Annotated in this window: 16 protein-coding genes; 11 read left to right on the forward strand and 5 right to left on the reverse strand. The window is 66.8% G+C overall.

Going from position 1 to position 19571, the window contains the following annotated elements; genetic code table 11:
• Positions 1-674: 674 nt before the first annotated feature.
• Complete coding sequence (gene iolB, locus LK10_RS17590; RefSeq protein WP_043126580.1) at positions 675-1580, reverse strand: 5-deoxy-glucuronate isomerase; 906 nt, start codon at positions 1578-1580, stop codon at positions 675-677.
• A 50-nt stretch (positions 1581-1630) separates the two neighbouring features.
• Positions 1631-2311, reverse strand: a complete 681-nt coding sequence (locus tag LK10_RS17595; RefSeq protein WP_269429530.1) for a GntR family transcriptional regulator — start codon at positions 2309-2311, stop codon at positions 1631-1633.
• Between the two features lie 45 nt (positions 2312-2356).
• Between LK10_RS17595 and LK10_RS17600 the strand changes: the two genes are divergently transcribed.
• The 9 genes from LK10_RS17600 to LK10_RS17645 all read left to right on the forward strand — a co-directional run bounded on the left by LK10_RS17600 (position 2357) and on the right by LK10_RS17645 (position 10645).
• Positions 2357-2659 carry an urease subunit gamma gene (locus tag LK10_RS17600; protein ID WP_043126791.1) on the forward strand — a complete coding sequence of 101 codons (303 nt, stop codon included), beginning with the start codon at positions 2357-2359 and terminating at the stop codon, positions 2657-2659.
• A 9-nt stretch (positions 2660-2668) separates the two neighbouring features.
• Positions 2669-4819: an urease subunit alpha gene (ureC, locus tag LK10_RS17605; RefSeq protein WP_081998652.1), complete on the forward strand. Its 2151-nt coding sequence runs from the start codon at positions 2669-2671 to the stop codon at positions 4817-4819.
• 11 nt (positions 4820-4830) lie between these two features.
• Positions 4831-5313 carry an urease accessory protein UreE gene (gene ureE / locus LK10_RS17610; protein ID WP_043126582.1) on the forward strand — a complete coding sequence of 161 codons (483 nt, stop codon included), beginning with the start codon at positions 4831-4833 and terminating at the stop codon, positions 5311-5313.
• Between the two features lies 1 nt (position 5314).
• Positions 5315-5998, forward strand: coding sequence for an urease accessory protein UreF (locus LK10_RS17615; protein ID WP_043126585.1), 684 nt, complete (start codon positions 5315-5317; stop codon positions 5996-5998).
• A gap of 10 nt (positions 5999-6008) precedes the next feature.
• Positions 6009-6623 carry an urease accessory protein UreG gene (gene ureG / locus LK10_RS17620; protein WP_043126587.1) on the forward strand — a complete coding sequence of 205 codons (615 nt, stop codon included), beginning with the start codon at positions 6009-6011 and terminating at the stop codon, positions 6621-6623.
• Positions 6620-7498, forward strand: a complete 879-nt coding sequence (locus LK10_RS17625) for an urease accessory protein UreD (RefSeq protein WP_231567826.1) — start codon at positions 6620-6622, stop codon at positions 7496-7498. Before ureG ends, LK10_RS17625 begins: the two co-directional genes overlap by 4 nt.
• 82 nt (positions 7499-7580) lie before the next feature.
• A complete protein-coding gene (locus tag LK10_RS17630; RefSeq protein ID WP_408021468.1) occupies positions 7581-8102 on the forward strand; it encodes an acyl-CoA thioesterase in 522 nt (173 codons plus the stop codon).
• A 183-nt stretch (positions 8103-8285) separates the two neighbouring features.
• A complete protein-coding gene (locus tag LK10_RS22415; protein ID WP_197061983.1) occupies positions 8286-9866 on the forward strand; it encodes a PKD domain-containing protein in 1581 nt (526 codons plus the stop codon).
• Between the two features lie 143 nt (positions 9867-10009).
• Positions 10010-10645 (forward strand): MmpS family transport accessory protein, encoded by a 636-nt coding sequence (locus LK10_RS17645; RefSeq protein ID WP_043126590.1) that lies wholly within the window; start codon positions 10010-10012, stop codon positions 10643-10645.
• Between the two features lie 74 nt (positions 10646-10719).
• Here the strand turns inward: LK10_RS17645 and LK10_RS17650 are convergent, their stop codons facing one another.
• Positions 10720-14259, reverse strand: coding sequence for a TM0106 family RecB-like putative nuclease (locus LK10_RS17650; protein ID WP_043126593.1), 3540 nt, complete (start codon positions 14257-14259; stop codon positions 10720-10722).
• Between the two features lie 240 nt (positions 14260-14499).
• Here LK10_RS17650 and LK10_RS17655 point away from each other — a divergent pair, with 240 nt between their 5' ends.
• Both LK10_RS17655 and LK10_RS17660 read left to right on the forward strand, forming a co-directional pair.
• Entirely contained in the window at positions 14500-15345 is an 846-nt protein-coding gene (locus LK10_RS17655) for a pullulanase X25 domain-containing protein (RefSeq protein WP_043126595.1), read from the forward strand.
• Positions 15346-15450: 105 nt separating this feature from the next.
• The gene (locus LK10_RS17660) at positions 15451-16191 is read left to right on the forward strand and encodes an HNH endonuclease family protein (RefSeq protein ID WP_043126597.1); all 741 of its coding nucleotides are present in this window, start codon (positions 15451-15453) and stop codon (positions 16189-16191) included.
• Positions 16192-16200: 9 nt separating this feature from the next.
• On the opposite strand, the gene LK10_RS17665 is transcribed toward LK10_RS17660, so the two are convergent.
• The gene (locus LK10_RS17665) at positions 16201-17328 is read right to left on the reverse strand and encodes a 5-methylcytosine restriction system specificity protein McrC (RefSeq protein WP_052207531.1); all 1128 of its coding nucleotides are present in this window, start codon (positions 17326-17328) and stop codon (positions 16201-16203) included.
• On the reverse strand, positions 17325-19514 hold the full coding sequence (locus tag LK10_RS17670; protein ID WP_052207532.1) for an McrB family protein: 2190 nt from the start codon (positions 19512-19514) through the stop codon (positions 17325-17327). Before LK10_RS17670 ends, LK10_RS17665 begins: the two co-directional genes overlap by 4 nt.
• Positions 19515-19571 lie beyond the last annotated feature (57 nt).

The following is a 19571-nucleotide window of genomic DNA, read 5'->3' on the forward strand; positions in this document are numbered from 1 at the left end:
CCCTCGTACACCGCATTCCGCCACCGCCGTATCCAGTCCGCCTTCAGGCCCCGCCCCGCCAGCCAGGCGCCCTTGTCCCCGTGCCGAACCAGCTCGTACTCATGGACCAGCTCACGGACCTCCTCCACCGTCCTGCCCAGAATCATGGACACAGACCTCCTCCTTCGCCGATCGGAACTGACTCACAACCAGCTTGGCAAAGAGGGGAGAGGCGACTTTCTGTACCCGAGACGCAGATAGGCGTGAATATCTGTACCCGAAACGCTAGTGGGAGGGGGTGCTTTTCGTTTCGGGTACAGATAATCTCCTCTGGATCCATTTCGGGTACGCGAAATTCCCGGAAGGACGACGGCGGGTGGCCGCCGAGCAGGTGGCAGACACCCGTCGTCGTGCTTAATGCCGGGGACGCGACTTTCTGTACCCGAGACGCACATAGGCGTGAATATCTGTACCAGAAACCCTGGTGGGAGGGGCCGCTTTTCGTTTCGGGTACAGATAATCTCTCCTGGATCCTTTTCGGGTACGCGAAATTCCCGGAAGGACGACGGCGGGTGGCCACCGAGCAGGTGGCAGGCGCCCGCCGTCGTGCTTAATGCCGGGGACGCGACCTTCTGTACCCGAGACGCTGATAGGCGTGAATATCTGTACCCGAGACGGTGGTGGGAGTGGAGCGCTCAGGCGGTGAAGGGGAGGCGGGGGTCGGTTTCCTGGACCCCCCAGGTGCTGCGGATCCAGCCGTGGTGCGGATCATCGCTGATGAGCCAATCACGCACCCGACCGGGCCCGGCCATGACGTTGAGGTAGTAGAGGTCGTAGCCGGGGGCGGCCATGGCGGGACCGTGCCAGCCGTAGGGGACCAGGACGACGTCGCCCGTTCGGACCTCGGCGTTCACATCAATGGGCCGCTCGTCAGAAGCGTAGACGCGCGCGTAGCCGACCGGGTCCTCGCCCGCGCCTTCCAGAGCGCCGACCGGGGAGTCGGGTGCGAGGCGCGTCTCGAAATAGTAGATCTCCTCGAGCGAGGTCTCGCCCTCCTTCTCCTCATCGTGCTTGTGAGGGGGATACGAGGACCAGTTGCCTGCGGGCGTGATGACCTCGCAGACAATGAACCGATCGGCCTCGAGGGCAGCCGGCGTTCCGAAGTTGTGCACTTGCCGAGAGCAGTTCCCCGCGCCGCGGAGCTCGACCGGCGTATCCTCGGCACGAATGAGCCGGGTCGGATACTCCGCCTTGGCCGGGGCAAGGGCGATAGCGACGCGGCCGCCCTGCAGGCTGGTGATCCCGACGGCCTTGCCGATCCCGGAGTAGAGGACATCGCTCGGCCCTGAGAAGACCGAGTCGCGGCCACCAAGATCGAAGATCTCGCCCTCGACGGTCACCTGGAAGGCGCCAGCCAGCGGGACGATGATGCGCTCCTCCGGGGCGGCCTCGAGTCTGATGCTCGCTCCCGGGGCCAGTTCGGCGACCTTGATGCCCGTGTGCTCCCAGCCGCTGACGCGGGTTGCGGAGTCGTGGGCGCCAAGCGAAACCTGCCACTCGCCGTCCGACGCGGAGCCGAGGGGGTAGACCCACTCTGCCATAGGGTGTGTTCCTCTCTCTGGGGTGCCAGCGACAATTGGCGCTGGCGTGTCTAGCGCTGAACTAGCGTCATTTCAAAGCTGTAGGAGTCGGCGCGGTAGACGTGACGGCCGGTCTCGACGTTCCGCCCCGTGTCGTCGACGGCGGTGCGCTCCATCGTCACGAGCGCCGAGCCCGGCAAGGTCTGCAGCAACTCGGCTTGGTATTCATCCGCGACCGTAGCGCCGATCCGCTGATTCGCGAGCCGGAAGTTCACGCCGGCTTCGCGCAGAATCTGGTACATGCCGCGCTGGCGCAGGCCTTCCTCGGTGAGCTCGGCGACGTCGTCCCTCACCCAGTTCTCCATGAGCGCGAGCGGCTTGTCCCCAACCGACCGGAGGCGGGTGAAGTGGTAGACGCCCGTGCCCGCTGGGAGCTGGAGCGTGTCGGCGATCTCGTCCTCCGCCGGGCCGTGGCGGAACGCGAGAACTCGTGTGGTGGGCTTTTGGCCACTTTGGGACAAGTCGTCGAAGAGGCTCGAGAGCTCGAGGTGGCGGCGCACTTGGCTCGACACCACCTGCGTCCCGACGCCGCGCTTCCGCACCAAGAGGCCTGCCCGCACGAGCTCGTCCATCGCCTTGCGCATCGTCGGGCGGGAGAGGTTGAGCTGGGAAGCAAGTTCTATTTCGTTCTCGAGCTTGGAACCGGGCTCAAGGGCTCCCGTTCGGATCATCCCCTCGATGCCCTGGACCACCTGATGATAGAGCGGAATCGGAGACGAGCGATCGATGGAGAACCCATGAGGCTCAGTCCGCGCGAGCAGGAGAAGCTCATGATCGTCGTCGCGGCGGATCTCGCTCGGAGGCGGCAGGCCCGGGGCCTCAAGCTCAACTATCCGGAAGCTGTCGCGATCATCAGCTACGAGCTCGTTGAGGGCGCCCGCGACGGCCGGAGCGTCGCCGAGCTCATGAGCTGGGGCACCACGATCCTCAAGAGGGAGGATGTCATGGAGGGTGTGCCGGAGATGATCCACGATGTCCAGATCGAGGCCACTTTCCCCGACGGCACGAAGCTCGTCACCGTCCACGAGCCGATCCGCTAGGAGGACCCCATGAGCGAGCAGGACGAGCCCTTCATTCCTGGCCAGACCTTTCCGGCGGCCGGCGAGATCGTCCTCAACGAGGGCCGTCCCGTCACCGAACTCGAAGTCACCAACACGGGCGACCGCCCTGTCCAGGTCGGCTCCCACTACCACTTCGCGGAGACGAACCGAGCCCTCGACTTCGACCGGGACGCTGCCCACGGCCTCCGCCTCGACATTCCGGCCGGCACCGCCGTGCGCTTCGAGCCCGGCGACCGCAAGATGGTCCGCCTCGTCCCGCTCGGGGGCGCGCGCGAGGTGTACGGGCTGCGAGATCTGACCGACGGCCCGCTCGACGCCGCCCGAGCGGGCGGTGAGGCGTACGACGACGGCGGGCTGGCGCCGTCGTCCGTCCCGCCGGAGGCCCGGCCTACCGAGGCAATCCCCAACCGCACTATCCCGCGCTCGCAGTACGCCCAGCTCTACGGCCCCACGGTCGGGGACCGCGTGCGCCTCGGCGACACGGGCCTGTTCGCCGAGGTCGAGGACGACTTCACGGTGTACGGGGACGAGGTCGTCTTCGGCGGCGGCAAGGTGCTGCGTGACGGCATGGGGCAGAACGGCCGGCTGACGAGAGGTGCGGCGGGCGGTTTGGAAGGAGTGCCGGACACCGTCATCACGAACGCCCTGATTGTCGACTACACGGGCATCTACAAGGCCGCCGTCGCGCTGCGCGACGGCCACATCCAAGCCATCGGGAAGGCCGGGAACCCGCTCCTGCAGGACGGCGTGGACATCACGGTCGGCGCGTCGACGGAGATCATCGCGGGGGAGCGGAAGATCCTCACGGCGGGCGGGATCGACACCCACATCCATTTCATCTCCCCGGATCAGGTCCCGACGGCGCTCGCCTCCGGGATCACGACCATGATCGGTGGCGGAACCGGCCCCGCGGAGGGAACGAAGGCGACGACGGTCACGCCCGGCGCGTGGCACATCGCCCGGATGCTCGAAGCCGTCGAGGGCCTGCCGATGAACTTCGGCTTCCTCGGCAAGGGGCACGCGAGCCGGACCGAACCGCTTGCCGAGCAGATCGAGGCGGGCGCGATCGGGCTCAAGATCCACGAGGACTGGGGTGCGACGCACTCGTCAATCGATACGTCCCTGCGTGTTGCCGACGAGTACGACGTGCAGATCGCCATCCACACCGACACCCTCAACGAGTGCGGGTTCGTCGAGGACACAATCGCCGCGATCGGCGACCGCGTCATCCACACGTTCCACACCGAGGGCGCGGGCGGCGGCCACGCTCCGGACATCATCGCGATCGCAGGGCGCCCCAACGTGCTCCCGGCCTCGACCAACCCCACCATCCCGTACACGAGGAACACAGCCGAGGAGCACCTCGACATGCTCATGGTGTGCCACCACCTGAGCCCCCAGATCCCGGAGGACGTCGCGTTCGCGGATTCCCGGATCCGACCCGAGACGATCGCGGCTGAGGACGTGCTCCACGATCTCGGTGTCTTCTCGATCATGTCGAGTGACTCGCAGGCGATGGGCAGAGTGGGGGAGGTCATCACCCGCACGTGGCAGCTCGCGGACAAGATGAAGGCCCAGCGGGGGCCACTCGCCCCGTCCGAGGGTGAGGCAGGGCCCGCCGACAACTTCCGCATCAAGCGCTACATCGCGAAGTACACGATCAACCCCGCCATCGCGCAGGGGATCAGCGACTTCGTCGGCTCGGTCGAGGTCGGCAAGTTCGCCGATCTCGTCCTGTGGGACCCCGCCTTCTTCGGCGTCAAACCTGACCTCGTCATCAAGGGCGGCACGATCGCGAATTCAGTCATGGGCGATCCCAACGGGTCGATTCCGACACCGCAGCCGCAGACCCTCCGCATGGCGTTCGCCGCCTACGGTGGAAGCGTCCAGAGCTCCTCGATCACGTTCCTCTCGCGCGCGGCGGTCGATCTCGGCGTGCCAGAGCGGCTCGCGCTCAAGAAGAACATCCGCGCGGTCGGGGGCATCCGCTCCCTGCGGAAAGCCGACCTCCCGTTCAATGGCGAGACGCCCGAGATCGAGGTCGATCCGGAAACCTACGAGGTGAGGGTCGACGGCGAACTCGCCACGTGCGAGCCGGTCGAGACCTTGCCGCTCGCCCAGCGCTATTTTCTCTTCTAGGTAGGGAAGCCATGATCGTCACCGAGATCCTCGGCAACATGTACGACGACGAGGCCGCCGTCGCGTACGAAGGTCGCCATCGCGAACGTGTCGTACTCCCGAGCGCGGACCTGGCAAAGCGCATCCTGCGCGCCCGCACGGACCACGGAACCGAGATCGGCATCCGGCTCCCGGCCGGCTCGCCCGACCTGCGGGACGGGGACATCCTCGCGGTCGAGCCCGGCAACGTCATCGTGGTGGCCGTCGAGCCGAGTGACGTACTCGTGATCGCGCCGAGGACCATCGGCGAGGCCCTCTTCACCGCGCATTCGCTCGGGAACCGGCACCTTCAGGCCCAGTTCTTCGGCGCGGGCAGCGGATACGGCGAGTCCGAGGTCATGGTCTGCCAGTACGACCACACAGTGCAGGACTTCCTGGACCGCCACGGCGTCCCGTATTCGCGCGAGGAACGGGTCATGGCGGTGCCGTTCCGCCACGCCGAGCACACGCACTGACATGTCCCGGACCAGCACGCTTCTCCAGCTCACCGACTCGGCCCTGCCCACCGGCGCGTTCAGCCATTCCTTCGGGCTCGAGGCCTATCTCGAGTCCGGCGAAGTCCGGGACGAGGCAACTCTCCTCGCGTGGCTCGAGGGCTTCCTCGCGACGCAGCTCACCCACACGGACGCGGTTGCGATCCGCCGCGCGCACGTTGCATCCCACGCCGAGGACATCGCCCAGATCGAGGCCCTCGACGCCGAACTCACCGCGCTCCTCATCCCCGTCCAGATCCGGGCGGCGAGCCTCAAGATGGGGCGCCGCCTGCTGGAGATCGCGCGGGACGCCTTCCCATCCCGGATTGTCGAGGAGTACAGCACCGCCGTTGCGGAGGGCGGGTGCCGCGGTCATTACACCATCGCATTCGCGCTCGCCGGCGGGGGCCAGGGCCTCGACGAGGAGACGCTCGTCGAGGCGTACCTCTATTCGACTCTCACCTCCCTGGCGTACAACGCCGTCCGGGCGATCCCGCTCGGCCAGCTTGCCGGCCAGCGGGTCCTCGCGACGCTCCGCACGAAGGTGCCCGCCGCCGTCGTCCGTTCCCGCGCCGCAGACCCGCGGCACTTCGGCGCCGCTGCCCCCGCCCTCGAAATCCACCAGATGCAGCACGAGCATCAACGCGCGCGGCTGTTCATGAGCTAAGGAGATTGACGTGAGTGATCCAGTGATCATCGGCATCGGCGGGCCCGTTGGCGCCGGCAAGACCCAACTCGTGGAGCGCGTGACGCGGGCGCTCATCGGCGACCTCTCGATGGCGGCCATCACGAACGACATCTACACGATCGAAGACGCCAAAATCCTGGCCCGGAACGGCGTGCTCCCAGAGGACCGCATCCTCGGCGTCGAGACTGGAGGCTGCCCGCACACCGCCATCCGCGAGGACACGTCGATGAACACCGCAGCCATCGAGGAGCTCAAGGAGCGGCACCCGGATCTCGAGCTCATCTTTGTCGAGTCCGGCGGTGACAACCTTTCGGCGACGTTCAGCCCAGAGCTCGTGGACTTCTCGATCTACGTCATCGACGTGGCCCAAGGCGAGAAGATCCCGCGGAAGGCTGGGCAGGGAATGATCAAGTCGGACCTGCTCGTCATCAACAAGACCGATCTCGCCCCCTTCGTCGGCGCCGACCTCGAGACCATGGAACGCGACTCGAAGTCCTTCCGCGGGGACAAGCCGTTCTGCTTCACCAATCTGAAGACGGACGAGGGCCTTGACTACGTGATCGAATGGATCCGGCGCGACGTGCTCATGACGGACCTCGCGTGACGCTTTCGGTGCATCCCGCCGTGCCCCACACTGGCGAGCTGCGCCTTCGCGTCGCCCGCCGCGGGAGCCGGAGCACCGCCGTCGGCCAGTTCACCTCCGGATCCCTGCGGGTGCTCCGAGCCCACTATCCCGATTCTTCGGGCCAGCCCTCGTTCACTTTCGTCAATCCGGGCGGCGGCTACCTCGGCGGCGACTCGTACGCGACGCGGGTCGAGGTCGAGGAAGGGGCGTCCGTACTGCTCACGACGCAGTCCGCGACGAAGGTCTACCGGACCCCTCAGGGGCCAGTCCGCGCTGTGCAGCACCTTCATCTCGGGCCCGGCGCCCGGCTCGAGTCCGTCCCAGACCCCCTCATTGCCTATCGCGAGGCGCGGTACCACCAGGACACGCACGTGGAGATGGCGCCAGACGCTTCGCTCGCGCTGGCCGAAATCGTCACTCAGGGCTGGTCCCCGGACCGCAAGCCGTTCCGCTTCGAGGAAGTCTCGCTCGTGACCCGCGTCCGCGTCGGGGGCCGGTTCGCGGTCGCCGACAACCTCCTCATCCAGCCCAGCGACGGTGGGACGGGGCCGCTCATGCTCGGCGGCCGGTCACACGTGGCCTCCCTGCTCGTCGTCGACCCGAGGGCCGACGACGGAGCTGTCGCCGCCGTTCGCGCGCTGCTCGCCGAACGGTTCGAGTCGCCTGGCGGTCGGGCGGCCGCGCACTCTTCTCGTGAACCGCTCGTCGGCGTCTCGCGCCTCGCCGTGCCGGGATTCGCCCTCCGCGCGCTCGCAGACTCCACACAGTCCGCCGAGGCCGTGATCCACACCGTGCTCAACTGGATGCGCGCCTCCTGGCACGGCCAAGCCCCGCTGGACCTGCGCAAGCTCTGAGGCCGGACCCCTGAAACCGCGCTCCTGGCCCGGCCGCGCCGTCCGGAATCGCGGGGGCCCGGCCTGTGATAGACCGGACGGCATGACGACAGCAGAACCGATCGGTGGCTCGCTCCCGGGCGAGCCCGCAACGGGCGGCGCCGGAACTCGCCTGCGAGTGCGCGTCCCCATGCGCTGGGGCGACATGGACGCCTACGGCCACATCAACAACGTGCAGATCGTCCGCATGCTCGAAGAAGCGCGTATTGCGGCCTTCGGTCCTCCCGGCGGCACGGGCGCCTCGGGCGTCGACCCGATCGTTCCCCTGTTCTCAGACGTCCCGGAGGGCACGCTCGCACTCGTCGTCGAACACCGGGTGCGGTACCTCAAGCCGCTCGACTACCGGAATGTGGCTGCCGAAGTCGATGTCTGGGTGAGCGGGCTCAAAGCCGCCGCCCTCACGCTCGACTACGTGATCCACGATCCGGTCGACGGCCATGAATGCGTGCGGGCGACGACGGCGGTCGCCTTCGTCGAGGAGTCTTCCGGGCGCCTTCTGCGCCTCACCGACGAGCAACGGGGCCGCCTCGCACCGTATGTGGGGAAGGGCCTGTTCGAGCGCTGAGAACTGGCGGGACGTACGGCCCTTGACAGGACTGCACTCCGGTCTATGCTGAACCGGTCTGCAGTGCAGCGCTACCCGGCCGGATGCTGGAGGCCGACGGGCGGCGAACGCGCCGGCTGTGGGAGGGGTCTATCCGCCCGGCGCCATCCGTTAACCGGGCCCGCACCCCCAAAGAGGCGCACCATGCCGACCAACGTCGTCACCTCCCTCACGCAATCCCTGAATCGAACAATACGTGCGTTGGGGGCCGCTGCTGCGCTTGTCCTGCCCCTCATCGTGAGCCCGTCGTTGCTGGCCGTGCCTGCGTCTGCCGTGACGTGCCAGCCCGGGACGAGCGCACCGAGCGACAGCTATCCCGGCACCGTCGTGAAGGCCGACAACTTCGAGTCCGGGAGCCTGTCAGGGTACGTCGTCCAGACCCAGGGCACCGGAACGGTGTCGGTGTCTTCGGCTCAGGCCCACGACGGTGCCTGCTCGGTCTACATCCATGCGACCACCGATTCGACCTCGCTCGCGGACATTTCAACCCCGTTGCCCACGGGCAGTCAGCAGGTCTACGCCGACGGTTGGTTCGACATCGCCCAGGCGGGTGTCTCCGGCAATGACGTCCCGTACTTCCGCTTCTTCTCAGGCAGCACGCGCTTCGTCGACGTCTACCGGTACAACAGCAATGGGCAGCTGTGGCTGCGAGTTCTCGCCCCCGACGGGACGTTCACTTACACGCGGCTGATCAGCTCCGCCATTTCGCTGAACGCCTGGCACCACGTCGTCGTGCATGTGATTCCGAACGGGGGCGCGACCACCGTTCAGGTGTGGTTCGACGGTTCCGCGGTCTATTCCAGCTCGCAGGTCGTCACTGTTGCCTCCTCCGTCACCAGCGTGATGAGCGGTGCCGAGCACTATCAGCAGATGGAGGACACCTACCTCGACGACCTCATCGTCAAGGCTGTTGTCCCGGCACCCGCGCCCGTTGCCTCCTTCACGGCGTCTCCTGCCTCTGGGGCGGCCCCTCTCAACGTGGCCTTCACCGACACATCTACCGGCTCGCCGACGTCGTGGGCTTGGGACTTCGGTGACGGCGGCACGTCCACTTCGCAGAACCCGACCCACACCTACGCCAGCGCCGGGACCTACACGGCCAAGCTGACTGCCACGAACGCCGCCGGGTCGAACTCGACCAGCTCGCCAATCACGGTCAACGCCGCTCCCGCGCCCGTTGCTTCCTTCACGGCGTCTCCCACCTCGGGTGCTGCTCCGCTGAACGTGGCCTTCACGGATACATCCACGGGCTCGCCGACGTCGTGGGCTTGGGACTTCGGCGACGGTGGCACGTCCGCTTCGCAGAACCCCAGCCACACGTATTCCGCCCCCGGGACGTACACGGCGAAGCTGACCGCCACGAATGGCGCGGGCTCGAGCTCAGCGAGCTCGAACATCGTGGTCGGCAAGGTGCAGCCGACCGTATCGACGGCGCAGGACATGATCCCGAACGACAGCTTCGTGCTGTCAGGCGGGTCCAGCCCCACGGGAACGATCACGTTCAACCTTTACCCCCCGAGCGACTCCACATGCTCTCTCGCCCCTGCCCTGACCCAGACGGTGCCGGTCAGTAGCGGCAACGGCACATACAGCACCACGAACACGACGTTCCACGCCGCCACCGCGGGGACCTGGCGCTGGGCCTCCAGCTACTCGGGGGACGCCAACAACCAAGCGGCCTCGTCGGCTTGCGGAGCCGAGGCGTTCACCATCGCCAACGGGTGATGGGGTGGTGCGACGACTCGCGTGGGCGTCACATCGTGTTGTACACGTAAAATTGTCGGTGCCCCGTGGCACGATGATGCCGACGCCGGAGATCGTCGGTATGGGGCCGGGGACATGGCGTCCGGAATCCTCAAGGGGGAAAAATGTCCACCACGCCCGGCTCGCCGACTCAGCAGCAGCCCTTCTACGGCACGCCTCAGCCTCGTCCGAGTGCAGCCCTTGCGATCGTCTCGCTTGTTCTCGGAGCGATTGCCATCCTGTTCAGCTTCATGCCCGTCGTCAACGTAGTGACCTTCATTCTCGCGGTCGCAGCCTTTGTGTGCGGGCTCATCGCGCTCATCCGCAAGCTCGGCGGCAAGGCGATGGCGATCATCGGCCTCGTCCTTGCAGCAATTGCTGTGATCATCGCGATTATCGTCGATGTGATCGTAGCCGCGGCCATCGGCTCCGCGGCCAATGAGGCCTCGAAGTCCATCGCGAGCTACTCCGCTCAGGCCAGCGCGCAGCATGCTATCGAGTACAAGATCACGACGAACGGAGCCGCATCGGTGAACTACTGGACACCGAATGGCACGAGCCAGGCAACCGTTAGCTCGGCGTGGACGAAGGACGTCACTTCGACCGGATTCACCTCGGCGCTTGTGAGCGTCACGTCTTCTGATTTTCAGAATGCCTCGGCTTCCGTCTCGTGCGAGATCATCATCGACGGCAAGAGCGTCGCGAAGAACACCGGTAGCGGCGCGGGCGCAATGGCATCCTGCAACGCCACGGCCCAGTAAGGACTTGTAGTCCCAGGGGTCCTCAGCGGCGGCCGGTCCTTCGGGACCGGCCGCCGCTGGCGTCTTGATTGCGCTCAGCCCTCGCAAAGGCCGATGAAGGCTCCCAGATCCTCGAGCGTTGCGGGCTTTGTGGGGAGGTAGGAGGTCAGGCGAGGTGAACGGACGACGACGGCCCGCCACATCGCGCGGGAGACCGCAACGTTGATTCGGTTCCGGTTGAGGAGGAACTCCATGCCGCGTGGAGCTTCCGACGGGTCCGAACACGCCATCGAGACGATCGCGACGATCGCTTCCTGGCCCTGGAACCGGTCGACGGTTCCGACGGGGGTCGCGCGGAGCCCGGCGGCGTCGAGCTCCGAACGGATGAGGTTGACCTGCGCGTTGTATGGGGCGACGACGATAACGTCCTCCGGACCGAGTTCGCGCGTTGCGTGCCCGTCATGCCAAGCGAGGCCGAGGTGCTTGCGCACCTGCCTCACGACTTCGGCGGCTTCCTCGGCGGATGCCGTTGCGTTCCCCTCGTGGTCCACGAACACAGCTTCGAGGCCTGGCGGAACGCCTTCAAGGGAACGCTCCCAGGCTGCTGGCGCTGATTCCAGACGGCCGGCGTAGGAGAGTCGCGAGACCTTCTCGCACAGTGCGGGCGACATGCGCCACGACTGCGGGAGGAAGTAGCCGAAGCGTTCTGGGAGCACGGCTTCGCCCGCGGCAAGCCAGCCGAGGGCGGAGGTGTCGACCGCTTCTGGGTGCTGGCCTTGGCTCACTTGGGGAAGCTGCTGCGGATCCCCGAGGAGAAGCAACCGCGAGGCGGCCCGGCTCACAGCGATCGTGTTCGCGAGGGAGAACTGGCCTGCTTCGTCGACGACGAGAAGGTCCAGCGAACCGGCCGGAACCGATGAGCCGGTCATGGTCCACGCGGTCCCGCCGACCAGGCATCCGCCCGGAAGGCCGAGGAGGGCCGCGACGGCCTTGTCTCCGACGTGATTCCATGGGACTTGTGTTCCCGGGTCGGCGCCGTCCTTGAGCTTCTTTGCGACGCGGTCAGCTGGAACGCCGGCCTCGACGGCCCTGCACAGCACATTCTCGACCACAGCGTGAGAGTTCCCGACCACGCCGACCTTCCAGCCCGACGCGACGAGCCGCTCGATGACTTGGCTCGCTACGAACGTCTTCCCACTCCCGGGAGGTCCTTGGACCGCGAGGTAGGAGCGGTCGAGCAGTCGGACCGCGGCCTCGACAGTGGAGGACAGTTCGGCGGCCTCCGCCGCGCGCGGTAGGGCAGCCCCATTCCGCGTCCGGGGCGAAATGCGTCGCAGGAGGTCGACGGAAGGCTGCTCAAGCATTCCAGGGAGCGTCTCGGCAGCCCGGACGGCGAGCTCTCGCTGCGCCGCCTCGATGGATTTCGAATCCGGCGGAGGGTCTTCGGTCAGGGCAACGGGGAACTGCGCGTAGGGCTCCATCCCCTTCCGGGTCTTCTCGAAAATGTCCAGCACATCATCCACACCATCCGAGCCCACGCTGAGCAACACGGTTCCCGCAATGCCATTCCGACCGAGGCCCTGAGCATCCGTTGGCTGGAGGGGCGCGGGAAGCGGCTGCGAGAACTCCCGGAACCACTTGCGGCTCGTTCGGAAGTCCGAACCAGGGGCGATCTGCCCTTTGAGCCGAACCGTCCGGGCCCACGTCTGCTTGTCCGGCTTCCAGTCGTCGAGAACCTGCGCCTCGCGCACCACGAATGCGTCGCGGACGGCTTCAAGCTCGGCGAGAGGCCGTTCGAGCCGATCGAAGTGCGACCACCAATAGGACTTTCGCTCCCTCGGGTAGAAGCGCACGGCCGCGGCGAGGAGCGCGATGGCTGTGTCGTCGGCGCCCTCCTGAGCATCCTGGGTCCCAGCCTCTGTCCCGTCACTGCCACGTCCGGAGAGGTACTCGAGCAGCGGCCTCTCCGCAGGTTCCAAGTCCGGAAGGATGGGCGGCTCAACGTCCTCGCGCGTGAGAGACCGCGCGCCCGGTCGGAGGCTGGCGAGGCCGCGCAGCCAACGATCCAAACGCAGGGTCGAGACGCAGTCGTCTTGGTTGTACTCAAGGATGAGGTCGATGAGCCGCTTGGCCTCGACGTCGTCCCCGTCCGCTCGCGCCGCGCAGAACGCCGCGTACATCTGGACTGATCCAGCCGCGCTCTGAAGCTCTGCCGTGCGCAGGTCGCTGCCCATGTAGAGCGGTTCGAGCTTCTTGATCGAGTACGAGCGCTCCGAGATCCGGATGCTGTGGCGGACGGTTTCGTAGAGGTCGACGAGCAGCCCTTCGCGAAGCCATTGGTCGATGATGCCCTCGGCAGCTGCATGCCGTTGGGAGAGGCGCCGCAAGGCGGTCTTCTCGTAGGACGCATAGTGGTAGACGTGCATCCGCGGGCGCCGCGCCCGCCGCTCCTCGATGTACTCGACGAACGCGAGGAACGCCGCCTTCTCCTCAGCCAACGTGTGGGCGAGGAAAGGGCGGAAGCGCGGTGCGTCGTCGTCTGCTGCCGGCTCTAGGACGCCGAACAGGTACTCGATGCCCCACAGGCCCGTCGTGGAGTCCTGCCAGAGTGGGTCCCCTTCGAAGTCGAAGTACACATCTCCGGCGTCCGACGGCGGGAGGGCGCCGATCGTGTGCTGCGGGAGTACCTTGAAGCGCACCTCGTGCGCGGGCTCGTCGCCGTGGGCGGGGGCGAGAACGCCGCCGTCGCCCGCCTCGAGGCCTGTCTGGAAGCGTGCTTGGTCCCGAAGCCGCGCGAGAGTCGGGTCGTCCGATGGTTCGGGGATGGCGGCGAGTTCGTCAATGGTTCGAATCCCACAGCTGCCCAACTTCTTCCGCCGCGCGAGATTCATGCCAGCGACGAGCAGCACGTCGCGGTGCTCGGCCACTTGGACGGTGCAGTACTCGCAGCGTCCGCATGCTGCAAGATGAGGCGAGTCCCACTGCGCGGGGGCGCCCAGCGCAAGGTGCGCCGCAGTGAGATCGGTGACCCTCCGGCGTCGTTCGCGGTAGGCGGGAAGCAGGTCGGGGAGGCTGAACGATGCCTGTTCGCCCGTGCCGAGGATGAGTGCCACCTCGTCCGACGGCGGGAAGCCCGCCTGCGCAAGCTGCTCGCCGTACGCGGCCAGCTGGAGAAGCGCCTCGACTTTCGCATGACGCGCGAGCTTCGTGTCGAACACCTGGTAGCGTCCGTCTGCTTGACGGACGAGGAAGTCCGAGCGCCCATGGAAGTGCCCGTCGAAGAAGCCGGCCTGATAGACGACGTCGGCGCCGGACCTGAGGGCCTCGAGCGACTCGGCGTGCTTTGCCTCGAGGATGGTCCGCTCCATGGCTGTGGCCTCTGCAATTTCGGCCACACCGCCCTCTCGGCCAGACGACCAAGGCCCGTATTTGCGCCGGAACTCCTCCAGAATCGACTGCTCGTGGCGGTCCCCCAGAACGGCTGCGCGTTCCCGCATCGGGTCGCTCACCACGAGCCGCGGGACGAGGCCGAGCTTCTCGTCGAGCTGGCGCAGCAGCGCGAACTCGCACTTCGCCGCCGTCACGATGTCCGAGGCTGAGAACACGAGCTCGCTCTGGTCGTCGAGAAAGAACATGAGACCCCTTCCGTTCCCTCGACACCATGAGATCATCCCGGTCCGACATTTTTGTTCGACCCACCTGCGGCAAACCGTAGTCTGCAATTAAGATGCTGAATACCCGGAGCGTCTACTCTGGGCAGACCGGCCTGTGCGGCACACGTGTGCGTCACAGTCGGTCACCTTGTCTCGAACCCACGAGTAACCCGCAAGCATGGGGAGGCAAGGTGTGTGATCCACGCAATGAGAGGGGATGGGATGGCGAAGAACGCCTCCGAGAAGCTGGATGCTCGACTCAAGGCGGTGCTCGACGGGCTGGCCGAGGCCCGCTGGGCGGGGGAGAACCCCAACGCCGGCACCGTTCTCGCCCAGGCTGTCGAGCTCGTCCCGTTCGATGAGAACGAGGCAACGCTGCTGTCCGGCGGGATTCCGCGCGGCCACAAGGCACTTACGACGGCCACGGCTAAGCTCGTGAAGGCGGGCTGGATGGTCAAGGGCCGCTCGGGCTGGTCGATCACGGATGAGGGGCTCCGCGCGCTTGTGGCGTTCCCCACCGTCGACACGCTTGCCGAGGCCCTCGCCCAGGGGACGCCGATCCCCGAGCATGTGGCCGTGCCTGCGGAGTCGCCGGTCCAGAAGAAGGCCGGCAAGAAGGCGAGCGCCAAGCGGACGACGGCGCAGAAGGTCGCCGAGAAGGTGGGAGAGGCCGCGGAGGTTGTAGCGGAAGCCGCTGAGGCGCTTGTGGAGGAGGAAGCTGCGGCCGAGTCGAACGCAGCCGAATCGAACGGGTCTCAGGCTCCCGTCCACCAGCCTGGTTCGGTTGCGATAGCAGGTGACTTCGGTGCCGCGCTGGGTGCCGAGGCTGACTGGGAGCCCAGCCTCGATGCTGTCCAGATGGGTCTTGACCAGGAGACGTCGATTTGGCGCCGTACGGTGGAGCTTCCGGCAGGAACCTACTCATTCAAGATCGCCATCAACCGCTCGTGGGACGAGAACTACGGTGCGTTCGGCTTCCCCAACGGGGCGAACCACGAGCTCAAGCACAGCGGCGGTCCGGTCACTATCGAGTACAACCATGCGACCAAGGATGTGGCATTCTCCTGAGGTGATTGGGGGCGGTTATCCACATAGCCCCTGACGCAAGGAAGCGGTGCTGTCCCTCTCGCCTAGAGTCGAGGGACAGCACCGCTAACTTTTTTGGGGGAGTCCATGCCGCCGCCCGTCCGAGCTGCCCGTCGAGCCGGGCGGCTTCGTCGATTCGTCTCGTTCATCGTCGTCGCAGCTTCGGCTGTGCTCGCAGCGTGGCTTGGGGGACTCATCGACCCGCCGGGTCTCGCCTCACCCGCGCCATGGGCGGCCTCACAGATAGGGAGCGTCCCCGGCGAGCGACTTGCTGCTGCCAAGGCCGCGCTCGGCCACATTGGCGTCAAGGGGCGTGCGCCCAAGACGGGGTATACCCGGGAACGCTTCGGGGACGCCTGGGACGATGTCGACCGCAATGGGTGCGACACGCGCAACGATGTATTGGCTCGAGACCTCAGGGACGTCGTCTTCGCCAAGAGTTCGGCCCGATGCATCGTCTCGTCCGGGACGCTCGACGATCCGTACACGGCGAAGCACATCAGCTTTTTGCGGGGGGAGCGGTCCGCGGACGTTCAGATCGACCATGTTGTGCCCCTTTCGGATGCGTGGCAGAAGGGTGCGCAGCAGTGGTCGGCGGAGCGACGACGCGCCTTCGCGAACGACCCAGCCAATCTTCTGGCCGTGGACGGCCCGGCGAATCAGGAGAAGGGCGACGGCGACCTAGCGACGTGGCTGCCGCCGCGGCGGACGTTCCGCTGCGAGTATGCCGTCCGGGTCGTCGAGGTCAAGGCCCGTTACGGGCTCTGGATGACCGATGCCGAACACGGCAAGGCGGCCGCCTTGCTCGGCCAGTGCAAGGTGGCCTGAGCGAGGGAGCTAGCCGAGGTAGGGCTTGACGGCGGCGATGAGCTGGTCGCGGACCTCGACCGAGGAGAGCGAGAGGTCGACGGTGGCCGCCCCCAGACGGTGCCCTGCTGTCACGAACGACTCCGCGACCGAGCAGCCGACTGCCGGGTAGAGCAGCAACCCGCCCGCGGACGCCGCCAACCGATCCAGCGAGGCCTCCTGAGCCCGTACGTAGGTGTAGAGCTCGTAGAGGTGGCCGCTCCGCAGCGTGACCTTCGCGAAACGGCCAGCGGTCAGCGCGGGTGCGAACTTCGTGTCGAGGATGAGCCGACGTCCTCTGCGGTCATCCTCGATCCACACATCGGTCACCATGTGCGGCAGGAGCGCGCCCAGACCCATGGTTGCTTCGCTCGCCTTCCAGTCGACCTTCCTGCCCCGCTGCACGGTCCAGCCACGGGCCGTCCCGTGCGCGGCGTAGAAGCCGCCGACTGCTCGCTCGAACAAGTGGCGAAACTGCCGCTCGGACAGCTCCCCGCGCCCGTGGCCAGGCGTCATGTAGCCGGAGGGCAGAGCGAGCTCGAGGGCGAGCTTCGCGGCGAGCAGCACGGACCGGTCCCGGGCGTCGTTCCGAGTGATCCGCACCTGCGCGTCGCGCTCGCCCGCACGGCGGTTCAGCAGGCCGACCCCGAGCCCGGAGAGCCGCTGGGATTGCGCTCGGCAACGCCGCGAGAGCTCCTCGTCGGAGCACAGCGGCGCGACCGATTCGAGCGCGGTCCGAATCATCCGATTCCGGGGGGTGTCGGCTGTGAGCTCGTCGAATCTGCACGCGACGAGTCCCCGGGACAGCAGCTGGTGCGATTCGGTGCGCAGGGTGTCGATCCCGCCGCGGACGCGGCTGAGGTCGCGGGACGTCCGCGCGAACGACGGCGTGAGAGGGCGCCTCAGGCGGTCCTCGGTGCTCGCCACAAGCAGTTCGGCCAGGAGTTCGGGAAGCTTCTCCGGGTACTCCTCGATCCCGTCGAATGCCTCGGGGCCCGACTGGTAGAACTCAGAAGCGTAGAGCACCAGGAGCCACACGTTCCGGACGGGTATCTCGGCTCCGCCGGCGGGGACGACGCCGGTTCCTCCCGGCGTCGTCATCCACCCCGAGCCCGTCACACGAGTCCTTCCGTCAGCGCTTCGGTCGCCGCCGCTGCCTTCGCCGGGTCGTCGAACCAGTACTCCTCGAGGGTGGGAACGATCTCGGTGTCCACGACCCCGCGGAACCAGTCTGGGAAGGAAGCCACCCGCTCCTCCGCCGGTGGCGTCACGAAGCTGTGGCCGAGGCGGAACTCGCCGCCGAGCGCTGGGTCCTCTGCGATGCGCTCGTTGAGCGCTTGGAAGCGGGTGCGGACCAGCTCGAGGTGCTCGGGAGCCACATTGTGCCGGTTCGACATCCACTCCTGCCACGCCTCGTTGACGTTCGGCTCAAGGGAGACGAAGGCGAAGCGCCGGCGGAACGCCAGGTCCATGATGGCGAGTGAACGGTCGGCCAGGTTCATCGTTCCGATGATGTACAGATTGCTCGGCACGTGCACCGATTCCGAACCCGACCGAGGGTACGCGAGCTGGAGCGACTCGCGGGGCGAGCGCTTCCCTGCCTCGATGAGGGTCAGGAGCTCGCCGAAGACCTGCACGGGGTTCCCGCGGTTGATCTCCTCGATGAGCATGACATGAGGCACGTCGGGGTTCGCGTTGGCGCGCTCGACCATCTCGAGGAAGGGGCCATCCACAAGGGTGAGCTTGCCGTCCGAGCCGGGGCGCCAGCCACGGACGAAATCCTCGTAGCTCGAGTTGGGATGGAACTGGGTTGCCCGGAGGGCGGACTTATTGTCCTTGGTGCCTATGAGCGCGTATGCGAGCCGCCGCGCAAGCCATGTCTTGCCGGTGCCCGGGGGGCCTTGGAGGATGAGGTTCTTCTTGGACCGCCAGCGAGCGAGGTACCCGTTGAGCGCCGGCTCCGGGATGAAGCAGCCGTCGGTCACGATGTCGTGCACCGTGTAACTCGCCTGCGGGGAGACGGGCGTGGGATCGTCGTCGTCCTCGACCTCGGGCGCCTCGGCCGTCTCAGCGTGGGCGCCGCGGCCGTCGCGCTCGAGGTAGGCCGTCCACGAGAGCTCGGGGAACGAATGAACTGCGAACTGCGGATCTTCGAACTTGGACGCGAGCGTGTCGAGGAGCTGCACGTACGCGATGCCGTCGGCCGCGAAGAAGTCCTGATCGAGCATGAGCTCGGTCTTGAGGTACTGGCGCGAGCGGCCGTCGAGCGGAACGAAATTCCAGGGCCGGATCCAGAACAGCCCCATGGTGAGCTTCGTGCCCACGCGGTAGATGTCCCGGGCCCGGCTGTAGGCGTCGGCGAAGCGGAGACGCTCGTGGTCCTCGCTCGAGTCTGCCGCCGCGAGTGCGCCTTCGAAGACGTCCCAGAGGGTGTCGATGTCGTCCTTATGCCGGGTTGCAGCAGTGGGAAAGAACCACGAGTTCTGATTGTTGAGCAGTGGGATGCCGTCAAAGCTCGTGGGTGCGGGTGTCTGCACCCCGAGGAGTTGGGCCCACCCCGCCGCGATCTCGGTGCGCTTCTCAGGCGTCGCGCCTCGGTTGAAGGTGCCCATGACAGTGAAGGGGCAGATGTCGCGGAGCGGCATGGGATTGTCGCGGCGGTCGCGGTCGACGAGGAAGCCGAGTTCCTCGTGCTTCTCCTGCATGTCCTTGAGATGAGCGAGGAGCTCGGGGCGGCGGCTGCGGTAGGCGAGCAGCGCCGTCGCCACCTCCTCGTAGAACGCCGTCCAGGCGAAGCGCTGCTCGGGCTTCGGATCCGCGTCTGCGAAGCGCTTGGCCCAGGCCGGATCGTTGCGGAACCTCTCCACGTCCTGGGGTTCCTTCCAGAACGCGAAGCGGATCAGCGCCTCGCGCATCCAGTGACTTGGGGTGACCTTCCAGATGGTGTGGCGGCCGGTGTAGAAATACCACTCGCGCGGCTTCTTGAGGCGCGTCCAGTCCACCTCAACGCGTCGGCCGTCGCCTGGATTCGCCGTCACGACGCCGATTGCCTTGATGCTCAGGACCGGTACTGCATGGCCGCGGGGGTCGAACGGCAGCCCGTCCTTCCGGACATAGGTGGACTTGATGGCGATCTGATCGCCAGCCTTCATGGACTTGACGGTCTCGAGGTAGCGGTCTTCGAAGCCGTTCTCCCAGATGCCCTCGGCCAGGAACCGATCGGTCTGGTCCTGGGGTTCCCGGTCCGAGTAGTACGAGCCGACGAACCAGTACTGGCCTTCGGGCACGCTCGCGTCCGCCATCATTCCTGCTCTCTGCGCCGTGTGCTAGGGGTGGGCACCCCCAGAATTAGATCACGGGAA

It is taken from the genome of Sinomonas humi (assembly GCF_000802235.1).
Lineage (GTDB): Bacteria > Actinomycetota > Actinomycetes > Actinomycetales > Micrococcaceae > Sinomonas > Sinomonas humi.

What these genes read in the sequence shown, in the direction of transcription:
- LK10_RS17670 (WP_052207532.1), bottom strand. Translation starts at nt 19,514, where the DNA reads ATGATGGCGGACGCGAGCGTGCCCGAAGGCCAGTACTGGTTCGTCGGC.
- iolB (WP_043126580.1), bottom strand. Translation starts at nt 1,580, where the DNA reads ATGGCAGAGTGGGTCTACCCCCTCGGCTCCGCGTCGGACGGCGAGTGG.
- LK10_RS17655 (WP_043126595.1), top strand. Translation starts at nt 14,500, where the DNA reads ATGGCGAAGAACGCCTCCGAGAAGCTGGATGCTCGACTCAAGGCGGTG.
- ureC (WP_081998652.1), top strand. Translation starts at nt 2,669, where the DNA reads ATGAGCGAGCAGGACGAGCCCTTCATTCCTGGCCAGACCTTTCCGGCG.
- ureE (WP_043126582.1), top strand. Translation starts at nt 4,831, where the DNA reads ATGATCGTCACCGAGATCCTCGGCAACATGTACGACGACGAGGCCGCC.
- LK10_RS17600 (WP_043126791.1), top strand. Translation starts at nt 2,357, where the DNA reads ATGAGGCTCAGTCCGCGCGAGCAGGAGAAGCTCATGATCGTCGTCGCG.
- LK10_RS17615 (WP_043126585.1), top strand. Translation starts at nt 5,315, where the DNA reads ATGTCCCGGACCAGCACGCTTCTCCAGCTCACCGACTCGGCCCTGCCC.
- LK10_RS22415 (WP_197061983.1), top strand. Translation starts at nt 8,286, where the DNA reads ATGCCGACCAACGTCGTCACCTCCCTCACGCAATCCCTGAATCGAACA.
- LK10_RS17630 (WP_408021468.1), top strand. Translation starts at nt 7,581, where the DNA reads ATGACGACAGCAGAACCGATCGGTGGCTCGCTCCCGGGCGAGCCCGCA.
- LK10_RS17650 (WP_043126593.1), bottom strand. Translation starts at nt 14,259, where the DNA reads ATGTTCTTTCTCGACGACCAGAGCGAGCTCGTGTTCTCAGCCTCGGAC.
- LK10_RS17645 (WP_043126590.1), top strand. Translation starts at nt 10,010, where the DNA reads ATGTCCACCACGCCCGGCTCGCCGACTCAGCAGCAGCCCTTCTACGGC.
- LK10_RS17660 (WP_043126597.1), top strand. Translation starts at nt 15,451, where the DNA reads ATGCCGCCGCCCGTCCGAGCTGCCCGTCGAGCCGGGCGGCTTCGTCGA.